The organism is Streptomyces sp. NPDC020742 (assembly GCF_040641675.1).
GTDB lineage: Bacteria > Actinomycetota > Actinomycetes > Streptomycetales > Streptomycetaceae > Streptomyces.
Genome location: NZ_JBFAEA010000002.1, coordinates 271,942 through 297,664 on the forward strand (window position 1 = coordinate 271,942; position 25,723 = coordinate 297,664).

23 protein-coding genes are annotated in these 25,723 nt (G+C 72.7%); 12 read left to right on the plus strand and 11 right to left on the minus strand.

Features of this window, described 5'->3' with window-relative positions; translation table 11 throughout:
- Positions 1–117: 117 nt before the first annotated feature.
- Positions 118–942 carry a hypothetical protein gene (locus AB0G84_RS05220; protein ID WP_361315735.1) on the minus strand — a complete coding sequence of 275 codons (825 nt, stop codon included), beginning with the start codon at positions 940–942 and terminating at the stop codon, positions 118–120.
- Complete coding sequence (locus AB0G84_RS05225) at positions 942–2,216, minus strand: VWA domain-containing protein (protein WP_361315737.1); 1,275 nt, start codon at positions 2,214–2,216, stop codon at positions 942–944. The genes AB0G84_RS05220 and AB0G84_RS05225 overlap by 1 nt, the downstream gene beginning before the upstream one ends.
- A 643-nt stretch (positions 2,217–2,859) precedes the next feature.
- On the opposite strand from AB0G84_RS05225, the gene AB0G84_RS05230 reads away from it, so the two are divergent.
- The gene (locus AB0G84_RS05230; protein WP_361315740.1) at positions 2,860–4,140 is read left to right on the plus strand and encodes a hypothetical protein; all 1,281 of its coding nucleotides are present in this window, start codon (positions 2,860–2,862) and stop codon (positions 4,138–4,140) included.
- A 7-nt stretch (positions 4,141–4,147) separates the two neighbouring features.
- On the opposite strand, the gene AB0G84_RS05235 is transcribed toward AB0G84_RS05230, so the two are convergent.
- Complete coding sequence (locus AB0G84_RS05235) at positions 4,148–5,335, minus strand: aminotransferase class I/II-fold pyridoxal phosphate-dependent enzyme (RefSeq protein ID WP_361315743.1); 1,188 nt, start codon at positions 5,333–5,335, stop codon at positions 4,148–4,150.
- Between the two features lie 243 nt (positions 5,336–5,578).
- On the opposite strand from AB0G84_RS05235, the gene AB0G84_RS05240 reads away from it, so the two are divergent.
- A complete protein-coding gene (locus tag AB0G84_RS05240) occupies positions 5,579–5,845 on the plus strand; it encodes a MerR family DNA-binding transcriptional regulator (RefSeq protein ID WP_361315746.1) in 267 nt (88 codons plus the stop codon).
- Entirely contained in the window at positions 5,842–6,681 is an 840-nt protein-coding gene (locus AB0G84_RS05245; protein WP_361315749.1) for a hypothetical protein, read from the plus strand. Before AB0G84_RS05240 ends, AB0G84_RS05245 begins: the two co-directional genes overlap by 4 nt.
- Before the next feature lie 98 nt (positions 6,682–6,779).
- Here the strand turns inward: AB0G84_RS05245 and AB0G84_RS05250 are convergent, their stop codons facing one another.
- Positions 6,780–8,954 carry a SpoIIE family protein phosphatase gene (locus AB0G84_RS05250; RefSeq protein ID WP_361315751.1) on the minus strand — a complete coding sequence of 725 codons (2,175 nt, stop codon included), beginning with the start codon at positions 8,952–8,954 and terminating at the stop codon, positions 6,780–6,782.
- 236 nt (positions 8,955–9,190) lie between these two features.
- Here AB0G84_RS05250 and AB0G84_RS05255 point away from each other — a divergent pair, with 236 nt between their 5' ends.
- Positions 9,191–11,161, plus strand: a complete 1,971-nt coding sequence (locus AB0G84_RS05255) for an amino acid transporter (protein WP_361315754.1) — start codon at positions 9,191–9,193, stop codon at positions 11,159–11,161.
- Positions 11,162–11,229: 68 nt separating this feature from the next.
- Positions 11,230–12,342: a CapA family protein gene (locus AB0G84_RS05260; RefSeq protein WP_361315757.1), complete on the plus strand. Its 1,113-nt coding sequence runs from the start codon at positions 11,230–11,232 to the stop codon at positions 12,340–12,342.
- A 55-nt stretch (positions 12,343–12,397) separates the two neighbouring features.
- Here AB0G84_RS05260 and AB0G84_RS05265 read toward each other — a convergent pair whose 3' ends face one another.
- From AB0G84_RS05265 to AB0G84_RS05280, 4 genes are all read right to left on the minus strand, one after another.
- Positions 12,398–12,610: a ferredoxin gene (locus AB0G84_RS05265; RefSeq protein WP_361315760.1), complete on the minus strand. Its 213-nt coding sequence runs from the start codon at positions 12,608–12,610 to the stop codon at positions 12,398–12,400.
- Between the two features lie 7 nt (positions 12,611–12,617).
- Positions 12,618–13,838 (minus strand): cytochrome P450, encoded by a 1,221-nt coding sequence (locus AB0G84_RS05270; RefSeq protein WP_361315763.1) that lies wholly within the window; start codon positions 13,836–13,838, stop codon positions 12,618–12,620.
- 134 nt (positions 13,839–13,972) lie between these two features.
- Positions 13,973–14,584: a TetR/AcrR family transcriptional regulator gene (locus AB0G84_RS05275; protein ID WP_361316798.1), complete on the minus strand. Its 612-nt coding sequence runs from the start codon at positions 14,582–14,584 to the stop codon at positions 13,973–13,975.
- 232 nt (positions 14,585–14,816) lie between these two features.
- Positions 14,817–16,115 (minus strand): acyl-CoA dehydrogenase family protein, encoded by a 1,299-nt coding sequence (locus tag AB0G84_RS05280; protein ID WP_361315765.1) that lies wholly within the window; start codon positions 16,113–16,115, stop codon positions 14,817–14,819.
- A 443-nt stretch (positions 16,116–16,558) separates the two neighbouring features.
- Here AB0G84_RS05280 and AB0G84_RS05285 point away from each other — a divergent pair, with 443 nt between their 5' ends.
- Entirely contained in the window at positions 16,559–16,930 is a 372-nt protein-coding gene (locus AB0G84_RS05285) for a hypothetical protein (protein WP_361315768.1), read from the plus strand.
- 55 nt (positions 16,931–16,985) lie between these two features.
- Here AB0G84_RS05285 and AB0G84_RS05290 read toward each other — a convergent pair whose 3' ends face one another.
- Positions 16,986–17,444, minus strand: a complete 459-nt coding sequence (locus AB0G84_RS05290) for an Rrf2 family transcriptional regulator (protein ID WP_361315771.1) — start codon at positions 17,442–17,444, stop codon at positions 16,986–16,988.
- A 552-nt stretch (positions 17,445–17,996) separates the two neighbouring features.
- On the opposite strand from AB0G84_RS05290, the gene AB0G84_RS05295 reads away from it, so the two are divergent.
- The 3 genes from AB0G84_RS05295 (at position 17,997) to AB0G84_RS05305 (ending at position 19,998) form a co-directional block, all read left to right on the plus strand.
- Positions 17,997–18,884 carry a glutathione S-transferase C-terminal domain-containing protein gene (locus AB0G84_RS05295; RefSeq protein WP_361315775.1) on the plus strand — a complete coding sequence of 296 codons (888 nt, stop codon included), beginning with the start codon at positions 17,997–17,999 and terminating at the stop codon, positions 18,882–18,884.
- 290 nt (positions 18,885–19,174) lie between these two features.
- On the plus strand, positions 19,175–19,522 hold the full coding sequence (locus tag AB0G84_RS05300; protein ID WP_361315778.1) for an Ig domain-containing protein: 348 nt from the start codon (positions 19,175–19,177) through the stop codon (positions 19,520–19,522).
- A 176-nt stretch (positions 19,523–19,698) separates the two neighbouring features.
- Complete coding sequence (locus AB0G84_RS05305; protein ID WP_361315780.1) at positions 19,699–19,998, plus strand: hypothetical protein; 300 nt, start codon at positions 19,699–19,701, stop codon at positions 19,996–19,998.
- A gap of 98 nt (positions 19,999–20,096) precedes the next feature.
- On the opposite strand, the gene AB0G84_RS05310 is transcribed toward AB0G84_RS05305, so the two are convergent.
- Entirely contained in the window at positions 20,097–20,399 is a 303-nt protein-coding gene (locus AB0G84_RS05310; protein ID WP_361315783.1) for a hypothetical protein, read from the minus strand.
- 369 nt (positions 20,400–20,768) lie between these two features.
- On the opposite strand from AB0G84_RS05310, the gene ctaD reads away from it, so the two are divergent.
- Complete coding sequence (ctaD, locus tag AB0G84_RS05315; protein WP_361315785.1) at positions 20,769–22,478, plus strand: cytochrome c oxidase subunit I; 1,710 nt, start codon at positions 20,769–20,771, stop codon at positions 22,476–22,478.
- A 4-nt stretch (positions 22,479–22,482) separates the two neighbouring features.
- Positions 22,483–22,875 carry a cytochrome c oxidase subunit 4 gene (locus AB0G84_RS05320; RefSeq protein WP_361315787.1) on the plus strand — a complete coding sequence of 131 codons (393 nt, stop codon included), beginning with the start codon at positions 22,483–22,485 and terminating at the stop codon, positions 22,873–22,875.
- Positions 22,876–22,877: 2 nt separating this feature from the next.
- On the opposite strand, the gene AB0G84_RS05325 is transcribed toward AB0G84_RS05320, so the two are convergent.
- Positions 22,878–24,509 carry a ubiquinol-cytochrome c reductase cytochrome b subunit gene (locus AB0G84_RS05325; protein WP_361315790.1) on the minus strand — a complete coding sequence of 544 codons (1,632 nt, stop codon included), beginning with the start codon at positions 24,507–24,509 and terminating at the stop codon, positions 22,878–22,880.
- Between the two features lie 280 nt (positions 24,510–24,789).
- Here AB0G84_RS05325 and AB0G84_RS05330 point away from each other — a divergent pair, with 280 nt between their 5' ends.
- Positions 24,790–25,665: a SigB/SigF/SigG family RNA polymerase sigma factor gene (locus AB0G84_RS05330; RefSeq protein ID WP_361316801.1), complete on the plus strand. Its 876-nt coding sequence runs from the start codon at positions 24,790–24,792 to the stop codon at positions 25,663–25,665.
- The last annotated feature ends 58 nt before the right edge of the window (positions 25,666–25,723 follow it).

Here is a 25,723-nt window from a genome sequence, read left to right on the forward strand (position 1 = left end):
GCCTCACCGGCCGGGCTACCCTGCCCCGCCGTCGCGGCACCCGCCCCACCGGTCGCGGCGCGTGGGCCGCGACCGGTGAGGTGCCGTTGCCGACCGGCGGGGTGCCGTGGCGCCCGGTCAGGCGCCCGGAGGGAGGTGCGACGGGCGGCCCGTGCCACGGGTGAGGCGGTATCCGGCGATGCCCGCGAGGGCCGCGAGGGCGCCGCCCGCCGCGGTCCACAGCCAGCGGTCGGACCACCGGCCGGAGGACCAGCCGCCGTCCGGCTCGTGCAGGGCAGCCGGGCGCGGGGAGGGCGTGACGCCGTCCTCCTTCGGTGTGGCCGCGCCCGCACCCGGCACCAGGGGAGCGGCGAGCGAGCCGTCCACCGCGGCGGCCCCGCCCTCGTCGGACACCTCGGCCCGCACCTCGGCGTGCACCGGCTGGCCCAGGTCCTCCTGCGGCAGGTCGGCGACCGTCAGGCGGACGTAATAGGCGCCCGGCAGCGGGTCGTTGGACCAGGGCTCGGCCCAGGCGCGGACGGTGCGCAGGGCACAGGTGAGCTCCACCGTTCCGGCGTCCCGGTCCGCGGCCCTGGACTGGGCGCCGTACCGGCATGCCTGGCGGCGGCGCAGTCCGTCGTACACATCGACCCGCCAGGTGGCCGCGCCGTGCCGGGCGGCGGCCGGCGGCAGGGTCACCTTGGCCTTGACGGTGGCGCGCTGTGCGGCGTCCACGGGCAGCACCCAGTAGAGGTAGTCGCCGGTGGAGGCGTCGGCCGTGGCGGGCTGGCCGGGCGTGATGGCGGTCGCGGTACGGAAGGAGGTGCCGGCCTCGGTGGGGGCGGCTTCCGCGCTGTCGCTGGGGCTCGGCGTGGGGCTGTCCGCGAGAGCGGTGCCCACCGGCCCGAGGAGGGCCGCTCCCGCCAGTACGGCGGCGGTGGTCAGCAGGCGTACGGTGCGCATCAGTTGGTCCTCCAGACGGTCACGCGCCAACGGGAGATCCAGCCCCACAGCAGACCGGCCAGCAGGCCGGCGAGCGCCAGCGCGCCCAGCAGCCACCAGCCGTGGCCGAGGCCGAAGGAGGCCGCGTCCGAGGCGTCGCTCGGGCCGTCCACCACGTCGACGGCCAGCTCGACGGGGAGGCCGGGCTCGGTCTTGACCGAGGCGGGCGCCGAGAAGGAGTTGCTGACCTGGAGGCAGACCGTCTCCGCGGGCGCCTCGTCCGCGCCGTCCGGGGCGTCCTGCGGCGGCTTGGGGTAGCGCAGCCCGGACGAGATCACGTCCGTGCGGCCGTCGCCGGCCTCCGAGCCGCGGACGATCTCCCGGCCGTGCGCGGTCACCGCCCGCAGCAGGACCCCGTAGTCGTTGTTGACGGCGCGGTCGGCGCCGATGCTCACCGACGCCCGCAGCTCCTGGCCGGGCCGGACGTCCACCCGGTACCAGCGGTGCTCGGCGAACTTCTCGCGGTCGGTGTAGAGACCGGACTTGAGCTTGGGGGCGCCGGCGCACTGCGCGCCGCCCTCGGCCGGCGCCGGAGTGACCACCGGATCGGCCGCCCGGTCCACCAACTGGTGCACCCGGTCGCGGAGTTGCTTGGTGTGCTGGACGGAGGTGTACGTCCCGCCGGTGGCCTCCGCGATGCAGCTCAGCTGCTTGCGGGTCTTGGCGTCCGGCAGCAGTCCCAGGGTGTCGACGGTGAGGTGGATGCCCTGGGCGGCGATGTCGCGGGCCACCTGGCACGGGTCGAGCGGGGCGCAGGTGTCCTCGCCGTCCGTGATGAGCACGATCCGGCGGGTCCCGTCACCGCCCTTGAGGTCCTGGGCCGCGCCCAGCAGCGCGGGCCCGATGGGGGTCCAGCCGGTGGGGGTGAGCGTCGCCACCGCGGTCTTCGCCTCGGTGCGGTCCAGCGGCCCGACCGGGTAGAGCTGACGGGTGTCCTTGCAGCCGACCTTCCGGTCCTCACCGCGGTAGTTGGCGCCGAGGGTGCGTATGCCGAGCTGCACATCGTGCGGTACGGCGTCCAGCACCTCGTTGAAGGCCTGTTTGGCCGCGGCCATCCGGCTCTGGCCGTCGATGTCTCGGGCGCGCATCGAGCCGCTGACGTCGAGGGTCAACTCGACCTTGGGGGAGGGTTTTCCGTCCGGCTCGGCGGCCGTGGCGGTGGTGGGAAGAAGGGCGACGGCCATCGCGGCGAGCAGCCCGCACACCCCGGCCGCCAGCCGTTTTCTTGTGATCATCGCTGGATCGTATGGAGAAATCCGCCGCGCTCCAAAACGCGGGGTACGGCTCCGGCCCGAGGGTCGGACCGCCCTCGCCGGGAACCGAATCCGGACGCGGAGCGTTGCTATGGGTGTACACCCCGTTGCGGCCGTGGCGGTACGCCGTGCGCCGCGCGGGCGCCCGTGCGGACGAGGGGGACCGGGTGAGGACCGGAGCGGGACACCACAACAGACGCCGTCGGCCAGTCGGTTCCGCGGTGCTCGTCGCGGCGCTGATCGCCGTGGCCGGGTGCGCCCACGGGGCGTCCGGCGCCTCCGGCGAGGGATCCGGCAGCGGGCGGCCCACGAGCAGCGCTGAGGTCCCGTCGGCACCGGTGTCGGTGCGGCCCCCGGCCTCCGCCGCCCCGCAGGGCGGCTCCGCGGCCGGCGGCACACCGTCGGAAGGCACCCCCGGAGCCGCGGCTTCGGGCGGTACGGGCTACGGCGGCGATCCCGTCCCGCCGGTCAAGTCCCCGCCGGTGGACCACGGTGCGCCGCCGAGCTCCGGCAGTGGCCTGGATCCGACCGGCGGCGGGGACAACGGTGGCGCGGACGTCGGCGGTGGCACCGGCGGCAGCCCGTCCACCAGCCCTTGCCCGACCTGTGACGGGTCGCCGTCCCCGTGCCCGTCGGCGACGACCTCGCCGGAGGAGAGCGGTCCGGCCGGATCCGCACCCTCGGCCGGATCCACGCCCCCGACCGGTTCCGGCAACCCCTCGCCCGGAGCCGCGCAGGACGGGAACTGCCCCTCCCTGAGCGGGACATGAGCCACCACGAGGAGGAGGCGGAGCGGGCGGTGCCCCCGGCCGACGGGCCCGGCCGACGGCGGCCCGCTCGGCGCTCCCCGGCCGGCACCCGCCGGGCCCGCCGCGCACCGGCCGGGGCCGCCCGGGCCGGGACCGTACGGGTACGGCCCGGGCGCCTGAGTTCGGCGGCCGAGGCACCGGCTTCCGCCGAGCCACCGGCTTCCCCCGGGGGGCCGGCGCCCGCCCCGGCCCCGGCGCCCGCCCGGGCCCCGGCTCCCGCCCCGGCCCCCGCCCCCGCCCCGGCCCCCGCTGGGGCTCCCGCCCCGGCGCCCGGGCGTACGGCCGCCGGGCTGCTCGGCATCGTCGTCACCCAGGCGTCCTTCCTCATCGCGATCATGTACTACCTGGGCGCGGTCTACTTGACGGCCTATTACCACTACTTCCGGCTGGACTCCTTCAGCCTCGGCTTCGGCTTCGCCGAGGTGGCCATCCAGAGCCTGAACCTCGTCACCGTCCCGGTGGCCGCCGCCTGCACCGGGGCCGTACTGATCGCACGTCACCTCGCCACTACGGAAGAGGGCCGCAGTCAGAGCAGGGTGGTGCGCCAGGCGGAGCGGGCGCTGCACGTCGTGGCCCGGGCGCACCTCTCCCTCATCGGGTGCGGCCTGGTGCTGCTGCTCCTGTGGCCGTACCTCGCCCCCTGGCAGTGGACGGCTCCGCTGCTGCTGGCGGCGGGCGTGCTCCTCGGCCAGACACCGTGGGCGACCCGCCGCGCGGTGCCGCCACCCGGCCTGTGGAGCAAGGCGGTTCCCGCCTTCACCGCGGGTCTGCTGGTGATGTGGTCGCTCACCCTCGCCACCACCGAACTCGGCAGCCGGGAGGCCCACCAGGCCGCGGACAACCTCCTGCGCCGTACCGCGGTGGTGGTGCTGAGCACCGAGCGCCTCAGCCTGGCCGGGCCGGGGCTGGAGGTGACGGACCTGGGCGTCCGGGCGCACTTCCGCTACCGCTACACCGGTCTGCGCCGACTGCTCGACCGCAACGGCCGGTACTACCTGCTGCCCCTCGGCTGGACGCCCGGGACCGGCGCCACCTACATCCTCCAGGACGGCGACTCCCTCCGCGTCGAGGTGCTGCCCGGCACCCAGCAGATATGACGTGCCCTCAGGGCGCGCCGCGGACCGCCGTGGCCATCCTGCGCACGGCCTCGGTGAGCACCTCCGGCGAGGTCGCCAGGTTCAGCCGGACGTGGCCGGCGCCGCCGGTGCCGAAGTCCGGGCCGGGGCTGAGCGCCACCCTGCCGCGCTTGAGGAAGACCGCCGCGGGGTCGTCGCCGAGGCCGAGCCCGCGGCAGTCGAGCCAGGCGAGGTAGGTCCCGGCGGCCGGGCGGTAGCGGACCGCCGGCAGGTGCTCGGCCAGCAGTCCGGCGAGCAGCCGCCGGTTGGCGTCGAGCCCGGTGAGCAACGCGTCGAGCCATCCGCCGGCGCCCTCCAGGGCGGCGGTGTGGGCGAGGACGCCGAGGTGGCTGGGGCCGTGGCTGACCTCCTCCGGCATCCGGGCCAGCTCGTCCGCCGCGGTCGGACCGGCGAGGGCCAGCGCGGCCTTGAGACCGGCGAGGTTCCACGCCTTGGACGCCGACAGCAGGGCGAACCCGCTCTCCGACCCGGGCACGCTCAGATACGGCACGAAGTCCGTGCCGGGAGCCACCAGCGGCGCATGGATCTCATCGGAGACGACCCGCACGCCGTACCGGGCGGCCAGGGCCGCGACGGCGGTCAGCTCCTCGGCCCGGTGCACCGTTCCGGTCGGGTTGTGCGGGCTGCACAGCAGGTACGCGGCCCGGCTCCCGCCCTCGGCGGCGCTCCGGAACGCGGCCTCCAGCGCGGCGAGGTCGATCCGTAGGTCCGCCCCGAGGGGCGCCTCCACCACCCGCCGGTCCATGTGCGCGATGAACTGGTAGAACGGCGGATAGACCGGGCAGTTGACGATCACCGGGTCGCCGGGGCGGGTGACCAGCTTGAGCATCTCGACGACGCCCAGCATCACATCGGGGACGATCGCCGTACGCTCCACCGCGACCCCGTCCCAGCCCCACCGCTCGCGGGCGAAATCGGCCAGTGCCCGGGCGTACGCGGTGCCCGCCGGATAGCCGGTGTCGCCACGCGTCACCGCATCGGTGATCGCCCGGACGATCGGCGGGGCGAGCGGCACATCCATCTCCGCCACCCAGAGCGGCAGCACGTCCGGCGGGTAGGTGCGCCACTTCATGCTGGTGCGCCGCCGCAGTTCGGCGAGCGAGAGCCGGCGCAGCGGGTCGGCGGGGTCGGGGGCGTCGGGCGGCATCGGGTCCATGCCGGCAACCATAGGCACCGTGCCGGCCGTTGAGCAGCCCTCCGTGCCCGGTGGGCCGTCCTGCCGCGTACAAGCACCACCAGCTCGGCTTTGCCCTCCGGGCCAGCGGGAGCGAACCGTGGCCAGATACGTGCGCTGGCGAGGACGTACCACTCCGGTGGGTAGCAGCGCTTGAATAGTTCTGCGCCCGGCGCGACTTTCCGCGCTTGACCTTGACGCAACGGCACGGTTTCTACTGGCGGCATGCGAATCGGAGAGACCGCCGCGCTCGTGGGGCTCACCACCCGGGCGATCCGGCACCACCACCATGTCGGGCTGCTTCCGGAACCGGAGCGGCGCCCCAACGGCTACCGGGCCTACAGCGTCCGCGAGGAGCTGTTCGCTGCGATCTCCGAGGACGGGGTGGTCGTGACCGGGGTCAAGGAGGCGCTGCCTGCCGAGTACACCCTCGCGCAGGCGGAAACCGTGTACCGGCTCATGGACGCGTTCATGGACAGGGGCCGGGGATGAGCGGCCGACCAAGGCGCGTACGGGCGGCGCGGGTCGCGGTAGCCGCCGTGCTGCCGGGGGAACTGGCCCTGGCGGCCTGCCTGGTGGCCGGGGTCCGGCCGCCCGGGTGGGCGCTGGTGGGCGCCGAGGCGCTGGTGCTCGCGATGCTGCTGCTGGAGACCTGGGTGCTGCGTTCGCTGTACGTCGCCGCGCGCGCTCGCGGCGTGGACCGCCGGGCGGCGCGGCGGGCCGCCGTACAGGAGGCGGTTCCGGTGGCGGTCCGCCGCCTGGTCCGCCATGAGCTGCGCGCCCTCGCCTCCCTGGGGCGGTGGGTCCGGCGCGGCACGCACGGGGTGCGCCCCGGGGACCTCGCTGCCGCGTACACCGGGCCCCAGACCGCGATGATGTACGGGCTGCTGTGCGTGATGGTGATCGAGACGGTGGGCCTGGCCTTCCTCATCCCTTGGCCGGCGGTTCACGGGGTGATCCTGGTACTCGACCTGTACGGCGTCGTCCTCGTGCTGGCTCTGCACGCCGCCTGTGTCACCCGGCCGCACGTCGTGCGCCCCGACGGCTCCCTGCGGATCCGTTACGGAGCCCTCTTCGACCTCGCCGTACCGCCGGACGCGGTCGCTTCGGTCCGGGTCGACCGGCGCTACCCCGAGGGCCGCCTGGTCACCCTCTCCGAGGACGGGGTCCTCGACCTGATCGTGGGCAGCCAGACCTCGGTGACCCTGGAGCTGAACCGGCCGCTCCCCTTCACCCGCCCGCTCGGCGCAACGGAAGAGGCCCGTACCATCCGCTTCCACGCAGACGACCCGCGCGCACTGGTCAGCGCACTCCGTCAGCCCGCCTGACCCCACAGATCGGTTCCGACCGCACAGGCGGAGGCGAAGTCAGCTTCGCCAGGCCGGACCCGCCGGTCGGCCGTGTCCCGCACGCCCCGGACCGGCCCTCAGGTGACGGTCAGGGCCAGCGCGGCCTGGTCGTCGGGGGTGGAGTTACCCGCGAACGCGGTGACCGCTGCGGTGACGGAGGCGATCAGCGACGCGGCCGTGGGGGAGCTGCCGGGAGCCGTGGCGAGGGCGGTCGCCAGGCGGTGCTCGTCGAAGAACTCACCGCCGGGGGAACGGGCTTCGGTGATGCCGTCGGTCACCAGCACCAGGCTGTCGCCCGGATAGAGCGCGATATGGCACGGCGCCCCCGCGACATGCGGGCCGATGCCCAGCAGCAGTCCCGGTGCGGCGACCTCCTCGATGGTGCCGTCGCCCCGGCGGACCAGCGGCGGCACATGGCCGGCGCGCATCAGGTCCAGCGTGAGGTGGGTCGCCGAGCGCCGCAGCTCGGCATAGACCAGCGAGACGAAGGTCTCCTCGGTGGTGCTCTCGGTCAGCGCGCTGTTGATGGCGGCGACCACGTCCGCCGGGTCGTTGAGCAGCCGGGCGGCGGCGCGCGCGGTGTGCCGGACCATGCCGGTGGTGGTGGCCGCCGCCGCCCCCCGGCCGCAGACGTCGCCGATCATCAGCGCCCAGCGGCCCTCGGACAGCGGGAAGACGTCGTAGAAGTCGCCGCCCACGTCCAGGCCCTCGCCGGCGGGGTGGTACGAGGCCGCGAGGTCGGCGCCGGGTATGGCGGGCAGTTCGGGCGGCAGCAGCCCGGCCTGCAGGTCGCGGGCGAGCCGTACCCGGTCGGTGAACTGGTGGGCGTTGTCGGCGCTGGAGGCGGCCCGGCGGGCGAGCTCCTCGGCCAGCGCGATGACATGGTCGTCCAGCGGCCGGCGGGTGGCCAGGAGGGTCAGCACGCCGAACGTCCGGCCGCGGGTGGCGAGCGGGACGCAGGCGTAGCCGGTGACCGTCGGCTGCGGGGAGCCGACGGCGGCGTCGCTGCGGCCGGTCTCGGTGGTGCCCGAGGCGAGCACCCGGGCGACCGCACCGTCGATCTCCTCGCGGATACCACGAGCGGTGAGGAGGCCCTCCGCGGACGGGCTCGCGGCGGCCACCGCGATCCGCCGGGTCCGGCCGTCCTCGACGACGTGGACGGTGCACAGCTGCGCCAGGGCGGGGACGGTCAGCCGGGCCATGCACTGCAGACAGTCGAAGTAGTGCGGCTCGCGGGTGATCGCGGTGCTGGCGTCGAGCACGAAGGCCAGGTCCTCCCGGGCCGCCTTCTCCCGTTCCTGGGCGGCCCGGCCGGCCTCCATGGCCTGGTGGCGCTCGATGGCCAGCGCCACGATCCGGGCGAACGCGGCGCTGAGCGCCACATCCTTCTCCTTGGGAGCCTTGGGGGTGCGGTGGTACATCGCGAAGGTGCCCAGCAGCCGGCCGTCCGTGCCCATGATCGGGGTGGACCAGCACGCCGCGACCCCGGCCTGCGCCGCCACCTCCCGGTAGTCGTCCCACTGGGGGTCGGTGGCGATGTCGGTGGCGACCACCGGGGCGCGCAGATAGGCGGCGGTGCCGCAGCAGCCGACCTCGGGGCCGACGGTGATCCCGTCGACCGCCTGGTTGTAGAAGTCCGGCAGGCTCGGGCCGGCGCCGTGCCGCAGGTGCCGCCCGTCGGCATCGAGGAGCAGGACGGAGACGATCAGTTCGGGGGAGAGCTCCTCGATCGCCCGGGCCATCCCGTCCAGGATGTCGGTGAGCGGAGCGTCCCGGGCGATCTGCTCCAGCAACACCCGCTGCTCGGCGGCGAGGAGCTGGGCGTTGTGGTGCGCGGTGGTCTCGACCGCGATCACGAAGACCCCGTCGACGTTGCCGACCGCGTCCCGTCGGGGCTCGTAGGTGAAGTCGAAGAACACCTCCCGCTCCGCCTCCGGCAGACCGAGGACCAGCCGCCCGCCGCGGTTCCGGTAGGTGGTGCCGGTGCGGTACACGGCGTCCAGCCGGTCCAGCACCCCCTGCGGCCCCAGCTCGGGGAAGAGTTCGCCGATCGGTGCACCGGTACGCCCGCGCCCGCCACCGATCACCTCGAAGAACGCCGGGTTCGCCGCCTCCAGCACATGCTGCGGACCGCTCAGCGCAGCAAAGATCACCGGGGCCTGGCCGAGCAGGTCCTCGTACTCCTCGCTCCGCAGTCCGGCGGCCGGAGAGCGCTCCGTGGTCGAGCCCAGGCGATCCGACGGTAGGGACATGACAGCCGCCCTCTCTGGCACGCGGCGACCACGCCGTCGCGTCCTCTCTTCACTCTGACACACCGCGCCCGGGATGCGACGGGTCCGCCGGGAGCCGCCCGACCAGCGGCGCCGCGGACCGGGGACACGAAAGCGGTAGGCCCGCGATGGCCACGGCGACCGGGCCCGGATTTCGTACGCTGGCCCGGCCGTCCCACAGGCGGCCGGATGCTTTCGCAAGCCGACAGGAGCGCACGATGGCACCCTCCGCCCCGGCGGGCTCTTCCTCCCGCGCCGCGCTGCGCCAACGCTTCCGGGCCTGGATGCTGGAGGGCCTGGCCGATCTGGCCAAACACCACCAGGGGCCGCACGCCGGACCGATCGACGCGCACCAGGGGCAGCGGTGGTGGCGGGTGATGTGTCTGACCGGTGTGGACTACTTCTCCACCCTCGGCTACCAGCCGGGCATCGCCGCCCTGGCCGCCGGGCTGCTGTCCCCGGTCGCCACCCTGGTGCTGGTCCTGGTGACCCTGGCCGGTGCCCTGCCGGTCTACCGCAGGGTGGCCAAGGAGAGCCCGCACGGCCAGGGCTCCATCGCGATGCTGGAGCGGCTGCTGTCGTTCTGGAAGGGCAAGCTGTTCGTCCTGACCCTGCTGGGCTTCGCCGCCACCGACTTCCTGATCACCATCACCCTCTCCGCGGCCGACGCCGCCACCCACCTGGTGGAGAACCCGCACCTCACCAGCGTCCTGCACGACCAGCAGATGACCATCACCCTCATCCTGGTCGCCCTGCTCGGCGCAGTCTTCCTCAAGGGCTTCCTGGAGGCGATCGGGGTGGCGATCGTGCTCGTCGGGCTCTACCTGATGCTCAACGTGGTGGTCGTCGTCGATGCACTGGGGCATGTACTCGCCGCCCCCCGCCTGGTGACGGACTGGACCCAGGCGCTGACCACCCAGCACGGCAACGCCCTGGCGATGGTCGGGGTGGCCCTGCTGGTCTTCCCGAAGCTGGCGCTGGGCCTGTCCGGCTTCGAGACGGGGGTGGCGGTCATGCCGCACATCGAGGGCGACCCCCAGGACACCGAGGAGCGTCCGCTGGGGCGGATCCGCGGCGCCAGGAAGCTGCTCACCACCGCCGCTGTGATCATGAGCGTGTTCCTCATCATCACCAGCTTCGTGACGACCCTGCTGATCCCCCCGGAGGCGTTCAAGCCCGGCGGATCCGCCAACGGGCGGGCGCTGGCCTACCTGGCGCACGAGTACCTCGGCTCCGCCTTCGGCACCGTCTACGACATCTCCACCATCGCCATCCTCTGGTTCGCCGGCGCCTCGGCCATGGCGGGTCTGCTGAACCTGATGCCGCAGTACCTGCCGCGCTACGGCATGGCGCCGCACTGGGCGCGCGCGGTGCGCCCGATGGTGCTGGTCTTCACCCTCATCGCGTTCCTGGTGACCTGGATCTTCAACGCCGACGTCGACGCCCAGGGCGGCGCCTACGCCACCGGTGTCCTGGTCCTGATCAGCTCCGCCGCGATCGCGGTGACCATCGCCGCGCGCCGCGCCGGCCAGCACCGCTGGACGGTCGGCTTCGCGGTCATCGCGGTGGTGTTCGTCTACACCACGGTGGCGAACGTCTTCGAGCGGCCCGACGGGGTGAAGATCGGTGCCTGCTTCATCGCCGGCATCATCCTGGTGTCCTTCCTCTCCCGCCTCGCCCGCGCCTTCGAACTCCGGGTGACCAGCGTCGTGCTCGACGACATGGCCGAGCGGTTCATCCGCGACATCGCCCACCGCAAGATCCGCTTCATCGCCAACGAGCCGGACCAGCGCGACCTCGCCGAGTACCGCGACAAGCTCCAGCAGATCCGCACCGACAACGACCTCCCCGCCGAGGAGGACTTCATCTTCGTCGAGGTCACCCTCGGCGACCCCTCCGAATTCGAGAGCGAACTCCAGGTCCGCGGCGAGGTGCTGCACCAACGCTTCCGGGTCCTGGTGCTGGAGAGTTCGGCCATCTCTAATGCGCTCGCCGCGCTGCTGCTGCACGTACGCGACGCCACCGAGCAGCGGCCGCACATCTACTTCGAGTGGACCGAGGGCAACCCCTTCACTCAGTTCCTGCGCTTCTTCCTCTTCGGCCAGGGCGAGGTCGCCCCCGTCACCCGCGAGGTGCTGCGCGAGGCTGAACCGGACCGGGCGCGCCGCCCCCGCGTGCACGTCGGCTGAGCGGCAACCCCGTCCCCCCGGCCCCGCGCGCCCACGAAGATCCGACGGAAGCGCCCTAACCTGGAGGAATGGGCGATGCCCCGATGACGGTGTGCGTCTGCGGTGATGTGATGCTCGGCCGCGGCGTCGACCAGATCCTGCCGCATCCGGGCGACCCCACGCTGCGGGAGAGCTATATCCACGACGCCCGCGCCTATGTCGACCTCGCCGAGGTGGCACACGGCCCCCTCGCCCGCCCGGTCGACTTCTCCTGGCCGTGGGGCGAGGCCCTCCCGGTGCTCGACGAGGTCGCGCCCGCCGCCCGGGTGATCAATCTGGAGACCGGTGTCACGCGCAGCGACGACTTCGCGCCCGGCAAAGAGGTCCACTACCGGATGAACCCCGCGAACCTGCCGTGCCTGACCGCCGCCCGCCCCGACGTCTGCGTCCTGGCCAACAACCACGTCATGGACTTCGGCCGCGACGGCCTTGCGGAGACGCTCGACGCCCTCGACGGCGCCGGGCTGCGGACCGCGGGCGCCGGGGCGGATGCCGCCGCGGCCCGGCACCCCGCCGTCGTCCCCGCCGAGGGCGGCCGCCGCATCCTGGTGTTCTCGCTCGGGATGCCGTCCAGCGGCATCCCGCGGTCCTGGGCGGCGACCGCGGAACACGGCGGGGTCGCCCTCGTGGCCGAGCCCACCACGGACGCCGCCGCCGAACTGGCCGCCCGGGTAGCGGAGATGAAGCAGCCGGGGGACCTCGCGGTGGCTTCGGTCCACTGGGGGCCCAACTGGGGCTACGGCGTCGCCCGCGCCGAGACCGCCTTTGCGCACACCCTGCTCGACGGCGCGGTGGACCTGGTGCACGGCCACTCCGCGCACCACCCCCGCGGCCTGGAGGCGTACCGGGGAAAGCTCATGATCCACGGGTGCGGCGACTTCATCGACGACTACGAGGGCATCACCGGCTACGAGCAGTACCGGGACGACCTGCGGCTGCTCTTCTTCGTCTCGCTGGATCCCGGCACCGGCCGGCTCCACGAGCTGCGGATCGTCCCCTTCCAGGCCTGGCAGCTGCGGCTACGGCGCCCCGCGCAGCCGGACGTCCAGTGGCTACGGCGGCTCCTCGACCGGATCGCCGACGGCTTTGGGCCCTGCGTCGTGTCCGGCCCGGCGGGCACACTCACCCTGCGGCCCGTCTGAACGGCCCGGCCCGCCTTGGCCCGTCTGAACGGCCCGGCCCGCCCGTCCCGCGACGTCAGGACCCGGCCCCGTCCTCCTCGGCGAGCCGGATCACCGCATTGGGGCACAGTGCCGCCGCACGCCGCGCCGCGTCCCGCTGCCCGGGCGGTGGGGTGTCCTGGAGGACGACGACCAGCCCGTCCTCCTCCGACTGGTCAAAGAGCCCGGGCGCGCTGAGGACGCACTGCCCGGCGCCGCGGCAGCGGGAGCGGTCGATCAGGATGCGCACGGTGAGCTCACCCCCAGGTGAGCGGCAGGGCGTGCACGCCGTAGATCAGCATGTCGTCGCGGAGCGGAACCTGCTCCGGCGGCACGTCCGGCCGTAGCGTCGGGAACCTCCGGAACAGCGCCGGGAGGGCGACCTCCATCTCCACCCGTGCCAGCTGCTGGCCCAGGCACTGGTGGACGCCGTGCCCGAACGCCACGTGCTGTGACGGCTCGCGGCTCAGGTCCAGCGCGTCGGGCCGGTCGAACTGCCCGGGGTCCCGGTTGGCGGCGGCCAGCGAGGCCACCACGGTCTCGCCCGCGCGGATGCGTACCCCGGCGAGGTCGACGTCCTCCTTGGCCACCCGGACGAGGCCGAACTGGACGATCGTCAGATAGCGCAGCAACTCCTCCACGGCCCGTGAGACCTCCTCGGGACGCGCCCGCAGCAGGGCCTCCCGCGCCTCGGGGCGGGACACCAGGGCGTAGGTGCCGAGCGCCAGCATGTTCGCGGTGGTCTCGTGCCCGGCCACCAGCAGCAGCCGCCCGATGCCCGCCAGTTCCTCATCGGTCAGCGGGTCCTCGGCGCTCTCCCTGGTGATCAGCTCGCTGAGCAGACCGCCATCGGGCCGGGCCCGCTTGGCGACCACCAGGGCGTGCATGTACTCCAGCAAGGCCACCCGCGCCCGGAGCGCCTCCGCCTCGTCCACATCCAGCCTGAGCAGCGTCGACGTCCACCCCTGGAAGGCGCCCCGGTCGGTGTACGGCACGCCGAGCAGCTCGCAGATGACCAGCGAGGGGACCGGCAGCGCGAACGCCGGCACCAGGTCCACCGGGGGACCGCTGCGCTCCATCGCCGCCAGGTGGTCGGCGACGATCCGCTCGACCCGTGGGGCCAGCGTCCGCATCCGCCGCACCGTGAAGTACCGGGTGAGCAGCCGGCGGTAACGGGTGTGCTCCGGAGGGTCCATCGAGATGAGCATCCCGGCACGCTCGTCGTCCGTCACCGGGCGGATCGCCACCCCGCGCACCGGCAGCGACGCCTTCAGCCGGTCCGAGCTGAACCGGTCGTCCGCCAGCAGCGCCCGGACGTCGCGGTGTCGGGTCAGCAGCCAGCCGGTCTTCCCGTCGGGGAAGGCCAGCCTGCTGACCGGTTCGCGCTCCCGCAGCCACCGGTACTCCTCCGGCGGATCGAACGGGCAGCTGCGGTGGGTCGGAAGGGGAGCCGGTGCGAGCCGGGTTGCCTGGTGCATGGGACGCTCCCTCGGGGGGAATCGAACCTCTGGTTCCAGAGTAGTACGGACCCGTTCCCTCCCGTACGGACCCGTTCTCCGCGGTCATCTCCACGGTCACGCCACCGCAGCTGTACGGCCCCGCCGCTATAGGGCTATACGGCCATGGTGCCCGTACCGCCGGCATCGGCCTCCCCCGCGCCGCCGAGCAGCGGGACGAGCACCCCGTGCACGATCCGGTCGACCAGCTCGGGCCCCGGCCGCTCGTCCAGCACCAGCACATGCAGCAGCACCAGCGCGAACGGCAGCTCCAACAGCAGCTCCTGGTCGATCGCCGGCGGGATTTCGCCCCGCCGCCGCGCCCGGTCCACCGCATCCTGTGCCGCCTGCCGGACCGGGCCGGTCAGGCGTTCCCGGCGCAGCCGGGCGAGTTCCTCGTCCCGGCGGCTGCCCTCCAGCACCGCGAGCATCAGCCCCCGGTCCTGTCCGTCCAGGCCCGCCGCCCACGACAGCAGCACCTCCCGCAGGTCACCGGGGAGCGAGCCGGTGTCCGCCCCGCCGAGCACCGGCCGCTGCTCCTGCAGCGCGTCCACCACCAGCTCCGCCTTCGACGGCCACCGCTGGTACAGCGTCGCCTTGCTGGCCCTGGCGCGCTGTGCGACCAGGTCCATGGTGAACCGCTCGTACCCCACCTCGGCGAGCAGCGCCAGCACCGTGTCGAAGACCTCCCGCCGGCGCTCCGGATTGCTCAACGGCACCTTGTGCATGCTCACTCCAGCCACCCGGCCTCCGAGGGCGTCCCCTTCGGGGAGTGCAGGTGGCCCGGGCCGGGGGCGTCCGACTGCCCCGTCCCGGCGGGCGGATTCCGCCGATGAAGACGTAGGCGGCCACCGGATGCCCTCCGTGGCCGCCGGGGCCCGCGCGCAGTGCACCACCACGTTCGGTTCACCACCACGTTCGCACCCCGTGCGGGGCCGCGCAACGCGATGGTGGACCACCTCATCTGCGCAGCGTCAGGGGCGGATGCGTTCCGTTGAGGTAGTGGTCGCCGATGTCGCGGAGCCGGTGTACGGGGGAGCCCTGGGCGGTCAGGACGCGGGCGTTGCGCCAGAAGCGGTCGAAGCCGGGGCCGTCGGCGGGGGCGTTGGTGCCCTGCGTCAGCTCCAGGACGCGGGTGGTGACCTGCAGGACGGACCGGCTGGTGACCGCCTCGGCCGCGGCGACGAGGACGGCGATGTCCGCCCGCTCCTCCGCACCGAGGTCCCGCCCCACCAACAGCCCCCGCGCCAGCGCCTCCGTCGCCGGCTCGACCACCGCCGCGGCGGTGTGCGCTGCGGCCACCAACTCCCCGTAGGCGAGCAGGAGGTAGGGGTCGCCATCGGGCCGCCCCTCGTACCCCGCGCCGTCCGTGCCCGCCGGCGGCCAGGCACGCGGCGCGGCCCGGCTGGCGTCCCGCGCCTCGGCTAGCGCGCCCTCGGCGATCCCCAGTCCGACGTGGACGAGGGCGAGCCGCAGCGCCAGGGGGGCCAGCGAGGCGAACGGGGAGACGTCGTACTCGTCGCGCGGTGCGGCACCGAGGACCTGCTCGGGGTGCACCGGGACGCCGTCGAAACCGACACTGCCGGCCCCGGTGAGCCGCTGGCCGAGCCGGTCGTGGGCCGGATCGGCGGTGACGCCCGGGTGGGCTGGGTCCACGACCACGATCAGCGGGTCGCCGGTCCGGGTACAGACGGCACCCAGGACCAGTCGGTCGGCTACGGAGACCCCCGCGGCGAGGGTCCGGCGCCCGTTGAGGAGGTGGCCCTCGCCCGCGGGGGTGAGGGTGAGCCCGGGGTCGGCACCGGAAATGCCCGGGGCCGTACCGGTGCCCGGATCGGCGCCGGCCCCCGGGATCTCGGTGCTTCCGGCCCACAGCCACTGCTCTCCGGCCGCCCGGATCTCCAGCAGGTCGGCCTGCTCCGGCGTGCCGAAGAACCGGGCGCTCCAGGACAGGGCGTAGTGCCGGCCCAGCAGCTCGCCGATGGAACCGTCGGCCGTCGCGATCTCCCGGATCACGGCGCAGGCGGTGCGCCAGTCCGCGCCGCTCCCGAGCGGACCGGGCGGTGTCAGCAGGGCCGGCAGACCGGCCTCGCGCAGCCTGGCGCCCTCGTCGAACGGCGGCTTGCCCGCCCGGTCCCGGGCGATCGCGTCGACGGCGAGATCGTCCGCGACCTCACGGGTGATGCGCCGCCAGATGTCGCTCTCGACAGGGGAGTTGATCGACGGGGTCGTGGGGCGTGCTGTGGCCTTCTTCGGCATGACGCCGTTCACCGTCCCCTCTCGGAACCGGAAGCCCTGGTGCGTTCCGGGACGCTCCGGCCGCCCGGCGCCCCGACTTCCCAGCCAGTTCCGGCTCTGTTCCCTACTGGATTAGTAGGGAACAGGATGCGCCCGGACTCGGGGCGCAGCAAGGGCCGTTCAAAGGGTGGACAGCCGCATCTTGTGGAGTGGGCACTGCTGGGTGCGCGCCGGCCCGCACAAGCCGCCAGGGAAAAAGGGGTATCGGTCTCAAGGAGGTGAGGGATGGGGGCCGTCAAGGGGAGTCGGATCGCCGGCGATTCGGAGGGGGATGATTGGAGATCATGAGGAATGTCCCGCCTTCGGGCCGTATATGACTGGAATTGCGCAGCGTTCCCTTCCGTCCCGCTCCTACGATGGTGGCGACCGGTCAGAGCGAACCACCGAAGGGGGAGGAGACCAGCATGCGCACATCGATCCGCCGTGTGCTCGCGATGGGCGTCGCCGCCGCGACCGCGACGGTGCTGACGGCCGGCACGGCCAAAGCCGAGGCCGCCGGCGGCCCATGGGCCGGATGCCCGTACGGAGCGGTCTGCATCTACCCGCAGAACCAGGACCCCGCCGTGTCCCCGACGGACATCTTCTGGAGCTACGGCGCGCACAACCTCAGCAACACGTACGGATGGCACTGGGTCCTCAACAACCAGTCGGGCGGCGCCCATGCGCGCCTGTGCACCGGCTACAACGGCGCGGGCTGCTCCTACGACATGGCGGCCCAGCACGGGGTCTATGCGGACCTCACGCCGATCAACTCCGTCACCCTCGTCCGGCCGTAGGGCCCGGCGACAACACCCGGAGGAGACCGTCGCACCTGCCGGTGCCGGAGGCCTCCTAAGGATTGGTCCAGGACGCCGGGTCCTCGGCCAGCGCGGACACCTGGGCGGGCAGCTCGGCCGCGGCGACGTCGGCCAGCGTCACCCCGTCCAGGACCTGACGCACATTGGCCCGCAGGGCGATCCACAGCGGCAGCAGCGAGGTGGCCGGACCGGTGTAGGACAGCTCCGGCGGGCGGACGCCGCGCACCGACACCAACGGCCCGTCCACGACCCGGATCACATCCGCGATGCTGATCGCCTCCGCGGCCTTGGCCAGCCGGTAGCCACCGTGGCCGCCCCGCTGGCTGAGCACCAGCCCACCCCGGCGCATGTCGTTGAGGATGCCTTCCAGGAACTTGTGTGGAATGTCCTGGGCGTCGGCGATCGCCTCGGCCTTGAGCGGTCCGGCGTCCCGGGCGTCAGCGAGTTGCAGCGCGGCCCGCACCGCATAGTCCGCTCTGGCTGAAATCCGCATGTCTGCATTATTCCGCAGGGGCCGGTCGGCCTCGCCCCGCGGGACCGTCCTCCGTCCGGGAACGGGGGCCCGGCCGAGCCCGATCGGGACCGGTGACGCCCTCTTGACGGGGGTCGGTGGCGGCTCGACACTCAAGGCCGGAAACCTAGCGAACGGGCGGGACACCATGGGGCGTGCCGGGCTGGACACCGACCGCGCTGTCTGCAACCGCTGCTGCGCCCACCGCCCGCTGCCCCTCCTGACCTCGCGTCGGCACATCGATCTCCTGCGCGTCTGCAGCGCCGCGAGTCGTCCCGTGCTCTGAGGCGCCGGCGGGTCCACGTCCCGTGCCGTACCCGCTCAGCGCCGTCGCTGCGCGCCGGGCCCGTCCCACGGCGCACCTCCGGTCCGCTCCGGCCCGGAGGCGGGCGCCGCCGGGCCCGTTCCGGCGCCGGCTCCGCCCGCCGTCCGTCGTACCTCCGCCCCGCCGCCCGCCGGCCGGTTCGTCTGTGGGACCCCGCGGTTCCCCGCTGGACGTCCACGCACCGGGCGGCCCGGATCCCAGGGAGCCCCATGTCCGTCACCTCCGCCCTGTCCCGTACGTCCCAGACCGCCGTGCCGTCGCTCCGCGGCAGGATCGGCGGTGATGCGCGCAGCGGCCACTACGCCGTGCCGCACCGCTACCGCCTCCATCTGTCGCTGTCCTGTCCGGACGGTCTGGGCCTGGCCGTCACCCATGGCCTGCTGGAGCTCGGCGACACCCTGCCGGTGACGCTGCTGCCCGCCGTCCCCGACGGCCCGGACGGTGGCCACGTCCTGCTGCGCCCGCTGTACGAGGCCAGTTCGCACCAGCACCCCGGGCCGGCCGCGGCGCCGGTGCTCAGCGACGGATGGACCGGCCGGATCGTCAGTACGCACGCCCCCGACATCCTGCGGGACCTGGCCGGGCGGTTCGGGTCCCGGGGACCGGCGCTGTTCCCGGGGGCCGCCCGCGGAGACATCGAGGAGGTGGCACAGCTCTGCCGGCAGGAGGTCAACGAGGCGGCCCAGCGCGCAGGCCGGTACGACATCGACCCCGCGGCACGGGCGGCCGCGCTGGACACCCTGCTCGGCGCGCTGGGCTCACTGGAGCAGCGCCTGGGCGCCCGGGACCATGTCGTGGGTGGTGAACTCACCGCGGCGGACGTCCAGTTGTGGGTGACGCTGGTGCGACTCGACACCGTGCACCGCTGGCACCTGGACGCCGAAGCGGTGCACCGCATCGCCGACCACCGGCGGCTGTGGGCGTACGCCCGCCGGCTGGCGGCCCGGCCCGCCTTCGGCTCCCGCCTCGACCTGGACGGCATCGCCCGCCGGCACCACGCCCGCTGCCGCGGCCGGGAGGCGGCCGGCGCGGCGGTACAGATCGTGGACTGGACGGCGGCGCACACCCCCGGGCGGGGGTCGTCCGCCCCGCGGTAGGGCGCGTCCCTTGTGGTGCTGGTCCTGGTGCCGATGTCGGTGCCGAGTGCCGAGTGCCGGGTGCAGGTAACCGGTGCGGGCCCGTGTGCTGCGCACGGAGGCCGCCGTGACCGTTCCGGCCGGCAGACGGGCGGTCGGAGCGGTCACCCCATCGCAGCAACTCCCCGAAAACCAGGAGACATGGCCGGGGTCGGGCACACCGCGCTGCTTACCATCACCCGCACCGGCACGGGAACTCCGGGGAGTCCCGGGCACCGTGCCGTCTACCGGTCATCCAGTCAGGAGGCACCATGAGTGCGCAAGCGGGCTCGGCCCGGACGCTGGCCATCCGGTCCGCCGGGGGAACCGGGCAGCACGCCGGCCGTGGGGAGACCTTCGCCGAGCCGCTGACGGCCCGGCTGGTCGACGTCGGCAGCGGCCGCCCGGTGGCCGGTGCCCCGGTGACGTTCTCCTGGGTGTCCACCACCCAGCAGGTCCTCTTCGCGGGCGACGAGCGGACCGTGACCGTGCCGACCGACGACCGGGGCTGTGCGCGGACGCCGCCGCTGGTGGCGAGCGATGCGGAGGGCTCCGCCACCTTCATCGTCACCGCCGAGGGCGCCGCCCCCGAGGAGTTCGAGGTCACGGTCGATCTCTGATCGCCAACGGGAGCGGACCGGACCCGAACTGATCCGCCATCTGGCCGCCGTCCGTCCGTCGTCGGACCACCGTGAACGCGCGGGGCGGCCATTGCTCATGCATCGTGGAAGCCGGCATGCCCGGCAGGACGACCGCGGGGGGCAACCGCGAGGTGCAGGAGCACACAGTGAAGAAGATGGCACGTGTCGACATGGTGATAGCCGGAGCGTGCGGCCTGCTGCTGGCCGTGGGCGGGGCGTCGCCCGCACAGGCGGACGACGGGCCGTTCGGCTCGGACGGCGGGGTGTTCAACAGCGACACCTGGGCCGACTTCAATGCGATGTTCCACTGCAAGCGCCGGGCGAAGATCTGCATCAACGGGCCGGTGAACAGCGGCAACGTCCGCAACGCGCAGAATGTGTATGTGTCCGGGAACGTCACCAACAGCGGCAGCCCGACGACCAGCACCAGCAGCAGTACCGGTACCAGCAGCTGAGGCGAACGGCGCCCCGCACCACCGCACCCGGGCCCCTGGACCGGGACCGGCCGGCCCCCTGCGATCCGGGGCCGGCCGGTCCTGCGGGCACACTGCCGTCAGTGGTGGAAGCGGCCTCCCTGGGAGCGCTGGAGGTTGTTGTTGGAGCCCCGCGAGGCCCCGGTGACGAAGTTGCCGCTGTTGTTGTCGCCGTTGAAGGTGCCGAGGTTGCCGCTGTGGTTGGGGTTGCCGTGGATCACGGCGTTGGCGGCGCCCTGGCTGTTACCGCTGTTCACCGGGCCGTTCACACAGGGGCGGGACTGCCCGAACACCGGCGACTTGAAGTAGATGTTGCCGAGCCGGTTGTGGCAGGCCACTCCGTGGCTGATGCCCGTCAGAGCACCGAGATCCGTCGCCAGCACATCCGCAACACCCTGGGCCTGAGCGAATCCGGAGCCCAGCAGAACGAGGCCACACGCCCCGAGAACACTTCCCGCCCGCACAACGCTTCTCACGATGCTCCTTGCCGTTTCGTCCGGTGATGGCAGACGTATCGTGCTGCCCCCGGCCGCCGCCACCACCCGCAACCCGCTGGAGCTGAAACGCCCGCGGTCCAGAATCAGCCGGGTGGCCCAATGGGGCACGGTTCCGGCACCCGGCCAGGCGCCCTCCGGCCGTCCTTTGCGCTTTTCACCCCTACGGCCCTCGGCGTGCACACCGAGGGCGCAATCGGAAACGTCCATGATGGCCAGGGGGTTCGAACCCCCGCGGACGGAAGGGGCAGAACGCGCATGGCAGAGGTTGCGGCGGTGCGGCCGCCGGCACCGGAAAGGGACCGTTCCCGGCCCGGGCGGACCGTCCTGGGATGGCTCACCACCACCGATCACAAGGTGATCGGAAACCTGTACATGGTCACCGCCTTCGGCTTCTTCCTGCTGGCCGGCACGCTCGCCATGCTGATGCGGGCGGAATTGGCCCGGCCCGGTCTTCAGCTGTTCTCGAACGAGCAGTACAACCAGCTCTTCACCATTCACGGCACGATCATGATGCTGCTCTTCGCGACCCCGATGTTCGCGGGCTTCTCGAATGCCGTGATGCCGCTGCAGATCGGATCCCCGGACGTCGCCTTTCCCCGGCTGAACGCCTTCACCTACTGGCTCTTCCTGCTGGGCGGCCTGATGGTGGTGTTCGGATTCGTCATTCCCGGCGGTGCCGCCTCGTTCGGCTGGTTCGCCTATGCGCCGCTCAACGGGCCGGTCTTCTCCCCCGGGAAGGGCGGCGACCTGTGGACGATGGGGCTGGTCGTCGCCGGTCTCAGCACGACCCTGGGAGCGGTGAACTTCATCACCACCATCGTCTGCCTGCGGGCCCCCGGCATGACGATGTTCCGGATGCCGATCTTCACCTGGAACGTGCTGTTCACCTCCATCCTCGCGCTGCTGGCCTTCCCGGTGCTCACCGCGGGGCTGCTCGCCCTGGAGGCGGATCGGAAATTCGGCGCGCATGTCTTCGACGCCGTGAACGGGGGCGCGATCCTCTGGCAGCACCTCTTCTGGTTCTTCGGGCATCCAGAGGTCTACATCGTGGCGCTGCCGTTCTTCGGTGTGGTCTCCGAAATCATCCCGGTGTTCAGCCGCAAACCGATGTTCGGGTACGTCGGAATGGTCGGCGCCACCATCGCCATCACCATGCTGTCCGCTTCGGTGTGGGCCCACCACATGTTCGCCACCGGGGCGGTACTGCTGCCGTTCTTCTCGGTGCTGTCGTTTCTCATCGCCGTACCAACCGGGGTGAAGTTCTTCAACTGGATCGGCACCATGTGGCACGGCAGCCTCTCGTTCGAGACGCCGATGCTGTGGAGCGTGGGTTTCCTCGTCTCGTTTCTGCTCGGCGGGCTGAGTGGTGTGCTGATCGCCTCCCCGCCGCTGGACTTCCAGGTGACGGACAGTTACTTCATCGTGGCCCATCTGCACTATGTGCTCTTCGGCACCGTGGTCTTCGCGATGTTCGCCGGTTTCTACTTCTGGTGGCCCAAATGGACCGGGAAAATGCTCGACGAGCGGCTGGGGAAGTTCCATTTCTGGACGCTGTTCCTGGGATTCCAGGGCACCTTCCTGGTGCAGCACTGGCTGGGCGAGAGCGGGATGCCACGGCGCTATGCCGACTACCTCGCGGCGGACGGCTTCACCCTGCTCAACACCATCTCCTCGGTCAGCGCCTTCGTCCTGGGCGCCTCCACCCTGCCGTTCCTGTACAACGTCTGGCACACCTCCCGCCGGGCACCGACGGTACGGACGGACGACCCCTGGGGGTTCGGCCGGTCGCTGGAGTGGGCCACCTCCTGCCCGCCGCCCCGGCACAACTTCCACACCCTGCCGCGGGTCCGCTCCGACTCGCCCGCCTTCGACCTGCACCACCCGGAGGTCGAGGCGGCCGCCCCGATCCCCTCCGCCGGCCCCGGACCGACCGGCGGCCCCACCCCCGACACCCTGGCCGAGTGACCGCATGACGATCGAAATGTTCCTCTTCGGCGGCGTCGCACTGTTCTTTGCCGTGACTGCCACCGGCTACGCCTGGTGGTCGGACCTCGAACCGGCCGGCACCGCCGCGCTGATCGTGTCCTTCCTGATGGCGGCCCTGGTCTTCCTCTTCTTCGGCGTCCAGCGGCGCAAGCACGGCAGCCGGCCGGAGGACCACAAGGGCGCCGAGATCCAGCAGCGGTCGGGCCCGGTGGACTTCTTCCCGGCGCGCAGCGGCTACCCGGTGCTGACCGCGGTCGGCTACGCGGTGGCGGCGCTGGGCGTGATCTACGGCGTCTGGCTCTTCCTGATCGGAGTGGGCCTGCTGGCCGGCGGTGTCTTCGGCTTCGCCTTCCAGTACGTACAGCGCGAACCCTGAGGTCACGGCCGCGGGGCCGCGTCCCGGTCGGGCACCGTGGCGGACGGCCGCGCACCGGGCCGAGTGGCCGGGAAGGTCACCCGGTCCCGGTAGTACCAGCGGCTCAGCGACAGCTGGAGCCGACGGCGCCGGGAGAGCGCCGCGGCGGCCTCCCCGGGGGCGGTTTCGAGCGGGCGCGGCGCCGCCCGGGACAGCAGCAGGGCCCGCTGGGCGGCGGACAGCGGCTGGTGGTCCTCCGTCAGATCCCCGTAGGCGGACTGGCGGACCAGACCGGTCTCGTCCCCCTCGGTCAGCCGCTCCCGGTCGCGGTGCTGGAGGGCCAGGCAGAGCCACTTGGTGACCAGGAAGGACAGCGGCGGGACGACGACCAGCGCCACCCGCAGCACCCAGGTGAGGGCATTGATCGACAGCCCGAACACCAAGGCGATGACGTCGTTGCCGCCGGCCAGCAGCAGTACGGCGTAGCAGGAGATCGCCGCCACCCCGAGACCGGTGCGGGTGTGCTGGTCGCGCGGCCGGTCGCAGAGGTGCAGCTCATCGCGGTCCGGGGTCACCCAGCGCTCGAAGAACGGGTACGCGTACAGCACCGCGAAGAGCACCCCCGGCAGGACGATCGCGGGGAGGAAGACGTTCCACATGATGGTGTGGCCCCACAGGTTGGTCTCCCAGGGCGGCATCAGCCGGAGTGCGCCCTCCAGGAACCCCACGTACCAGTCGGGCTGGGCGTCGGTGGAGACCTGGTCGGGCTGGAACGGGCCGTAGTTCCACACCGGGTTGACCTGGCCCAGCGCCCCGAGAACGGCGAAGACCGCGGTCAGCACGATGAACAGGCCGGTGGACTTGACCAGCCACTGCGGGAACATCGGCTGGCCGATGACATTGGCGTTCGTCCGGCCCGGGCCCCGCCACTGGGTGTGTTTGAGGTGGACCACCAGGATGAGGTGGGCGGTGACCAGCGCGATCAGGACGCCGGGCACCAGCAGGATGTGCAGGACGTAGAGCCGCGGAATGATGTCGTGCCCGGGGAACTCCCCGCCGAAGACGAAGAACGAGAGGTACGTTCCCACCACCGGGATGGACCCCATGATCGTGTCGGCGGTCCGCAGGCCGGTGCCGGACAGCAGGTCGTCCGGCAGGGAGTATCCGCAGAACCCCTCCAGCAGGGCCAGCAGGAACAGCGTCAGGCCGATCATCCAGTTCCCCTCGCGGGGCCGTCGGAAGGCGCCGGTGAAGAAGATCCGCAGCATGTGCACACCGATGGCGGCGATGAAGGTGAGCGCCGCCCAGTGGTGGACCTGTCGGATGAGGAGTCCACCGCGCACCTCGAAGCTGATGGTGAGGGTCGAGGCGTACGCCGCGGTCATCCGGGTGCCGTGCAGGGGCCCGTACGCGCCCTGGTAGGGGCCCTCCACCATCGACGGGTCGAAGAAGAAGGTGAGGTAGACGCCGGTGAGCACCAGCACCACCAGGCTGTAGAGGGCCAGTTCGCCCAGCAGGAAAGCCCAGTGGTCCGGGAAGGCCTTGCGCAGCAGCTTGCCCGCCGAGGCCGCCGGTAGGCGGGCGTCCAGCCAGTGGAAGCCCGATGCGGTCGCGTTCCGCAGCCGACCTCGTGCTGTGCGCTCCCGGAAGGACATGCGCCGCGCTCCCTCACGCCTCAGCGCGCCGGCACCGGCCGAGCGACCTGATCAGGGTCACGTTCTGTGCGGCGCATCCATCGATGTGCGTCCCTGCGGTCGCTATGACTAACCGATCTCCGTGCGCTTCAACCAGCGCCCCCGGGCGACGTCGACAACGGCGGGCGCCGGTGATGCAGTTGCCTCCCGGGGCACATGCTGCACAGGCCGCCGGGTAGGGGTCCGGCACGACGGAGCGACGGCAAGCACGAGGAGCCCCAGCATGACCCGCAACGGCAGCATGACGGCACGGGCGGCCCGTACGACCCCGGCGGACATCGGCGAGGGGGATGCCCTTCCGGCTCCGGCGGTGCCCCTGCCGACCGTCGAGGAACCGCAGCGCCTGGCCCCGGCGGACGCCCGGGAGTTGTCGAAGCTGTTCTTCGAGCGGCTCGCCGTCCTCGACGAGGGCACGGCCGAGTACGCCTATGTGCGCAACACCCTGATCGAGATGAACCTGTCGCTGGTCCGCTTCGTGGCCCGGCGCTTCCGGAGCCGCGGGGAGAGCGCCGAGGACGTCCTCCAGGTGGGCACGATCGGCCTGATCAAGGCCATCGACCGTTACGACGTCTACCGGGACGTGGAGTTCACCACCCTGGCCATCCCCTACATACGCGGCGAGATACGGCGCTTCTTCCGGGACGCCACCTGGTCCGTGCACGTCCCGCGCCGGCTGCAGGAACTCCGCATCGACCTCGCCCGCGCCTTCGAGGAGCTGGAGGCCCGCGGCAACCACGACCCCTCGGCGCAGCAGCTCGCCCACTACCTGGGGCTGGCGGAGGAGGAGGTGCGGGAGGGACTGCTCGCCTCCAACGGCTATGACGCCGACTCCATCGACCGGCCCCTGCAGACCGGTGGCGCCCGGCAGACCGGGCTGGTCGCCGACCTGGTGGGGGCCGACGACCCCGCCCTCGACCTCGCCGAGCACGTCCAGGCCCTCAAGCCGCACCTGGCCCGGCTCGACGCGCGGCAACGCACCCTGCTCCGGATGCGGTTCGGGGCGGAGATGACCCAGGCCGAGATCGGCAACGCGCTCGGCCTGTCCCAGATGTACGTCTCCCGGCTGCTCAGCCGCACCTTCGCCACCCTGCGCAAGGGGCTCCTCGCCGAGTCATGAGCCCGGGCGGGGCACCCGGACGGGCTCCGCGCACCGCCCCGCCGGGGCACCTGGACAG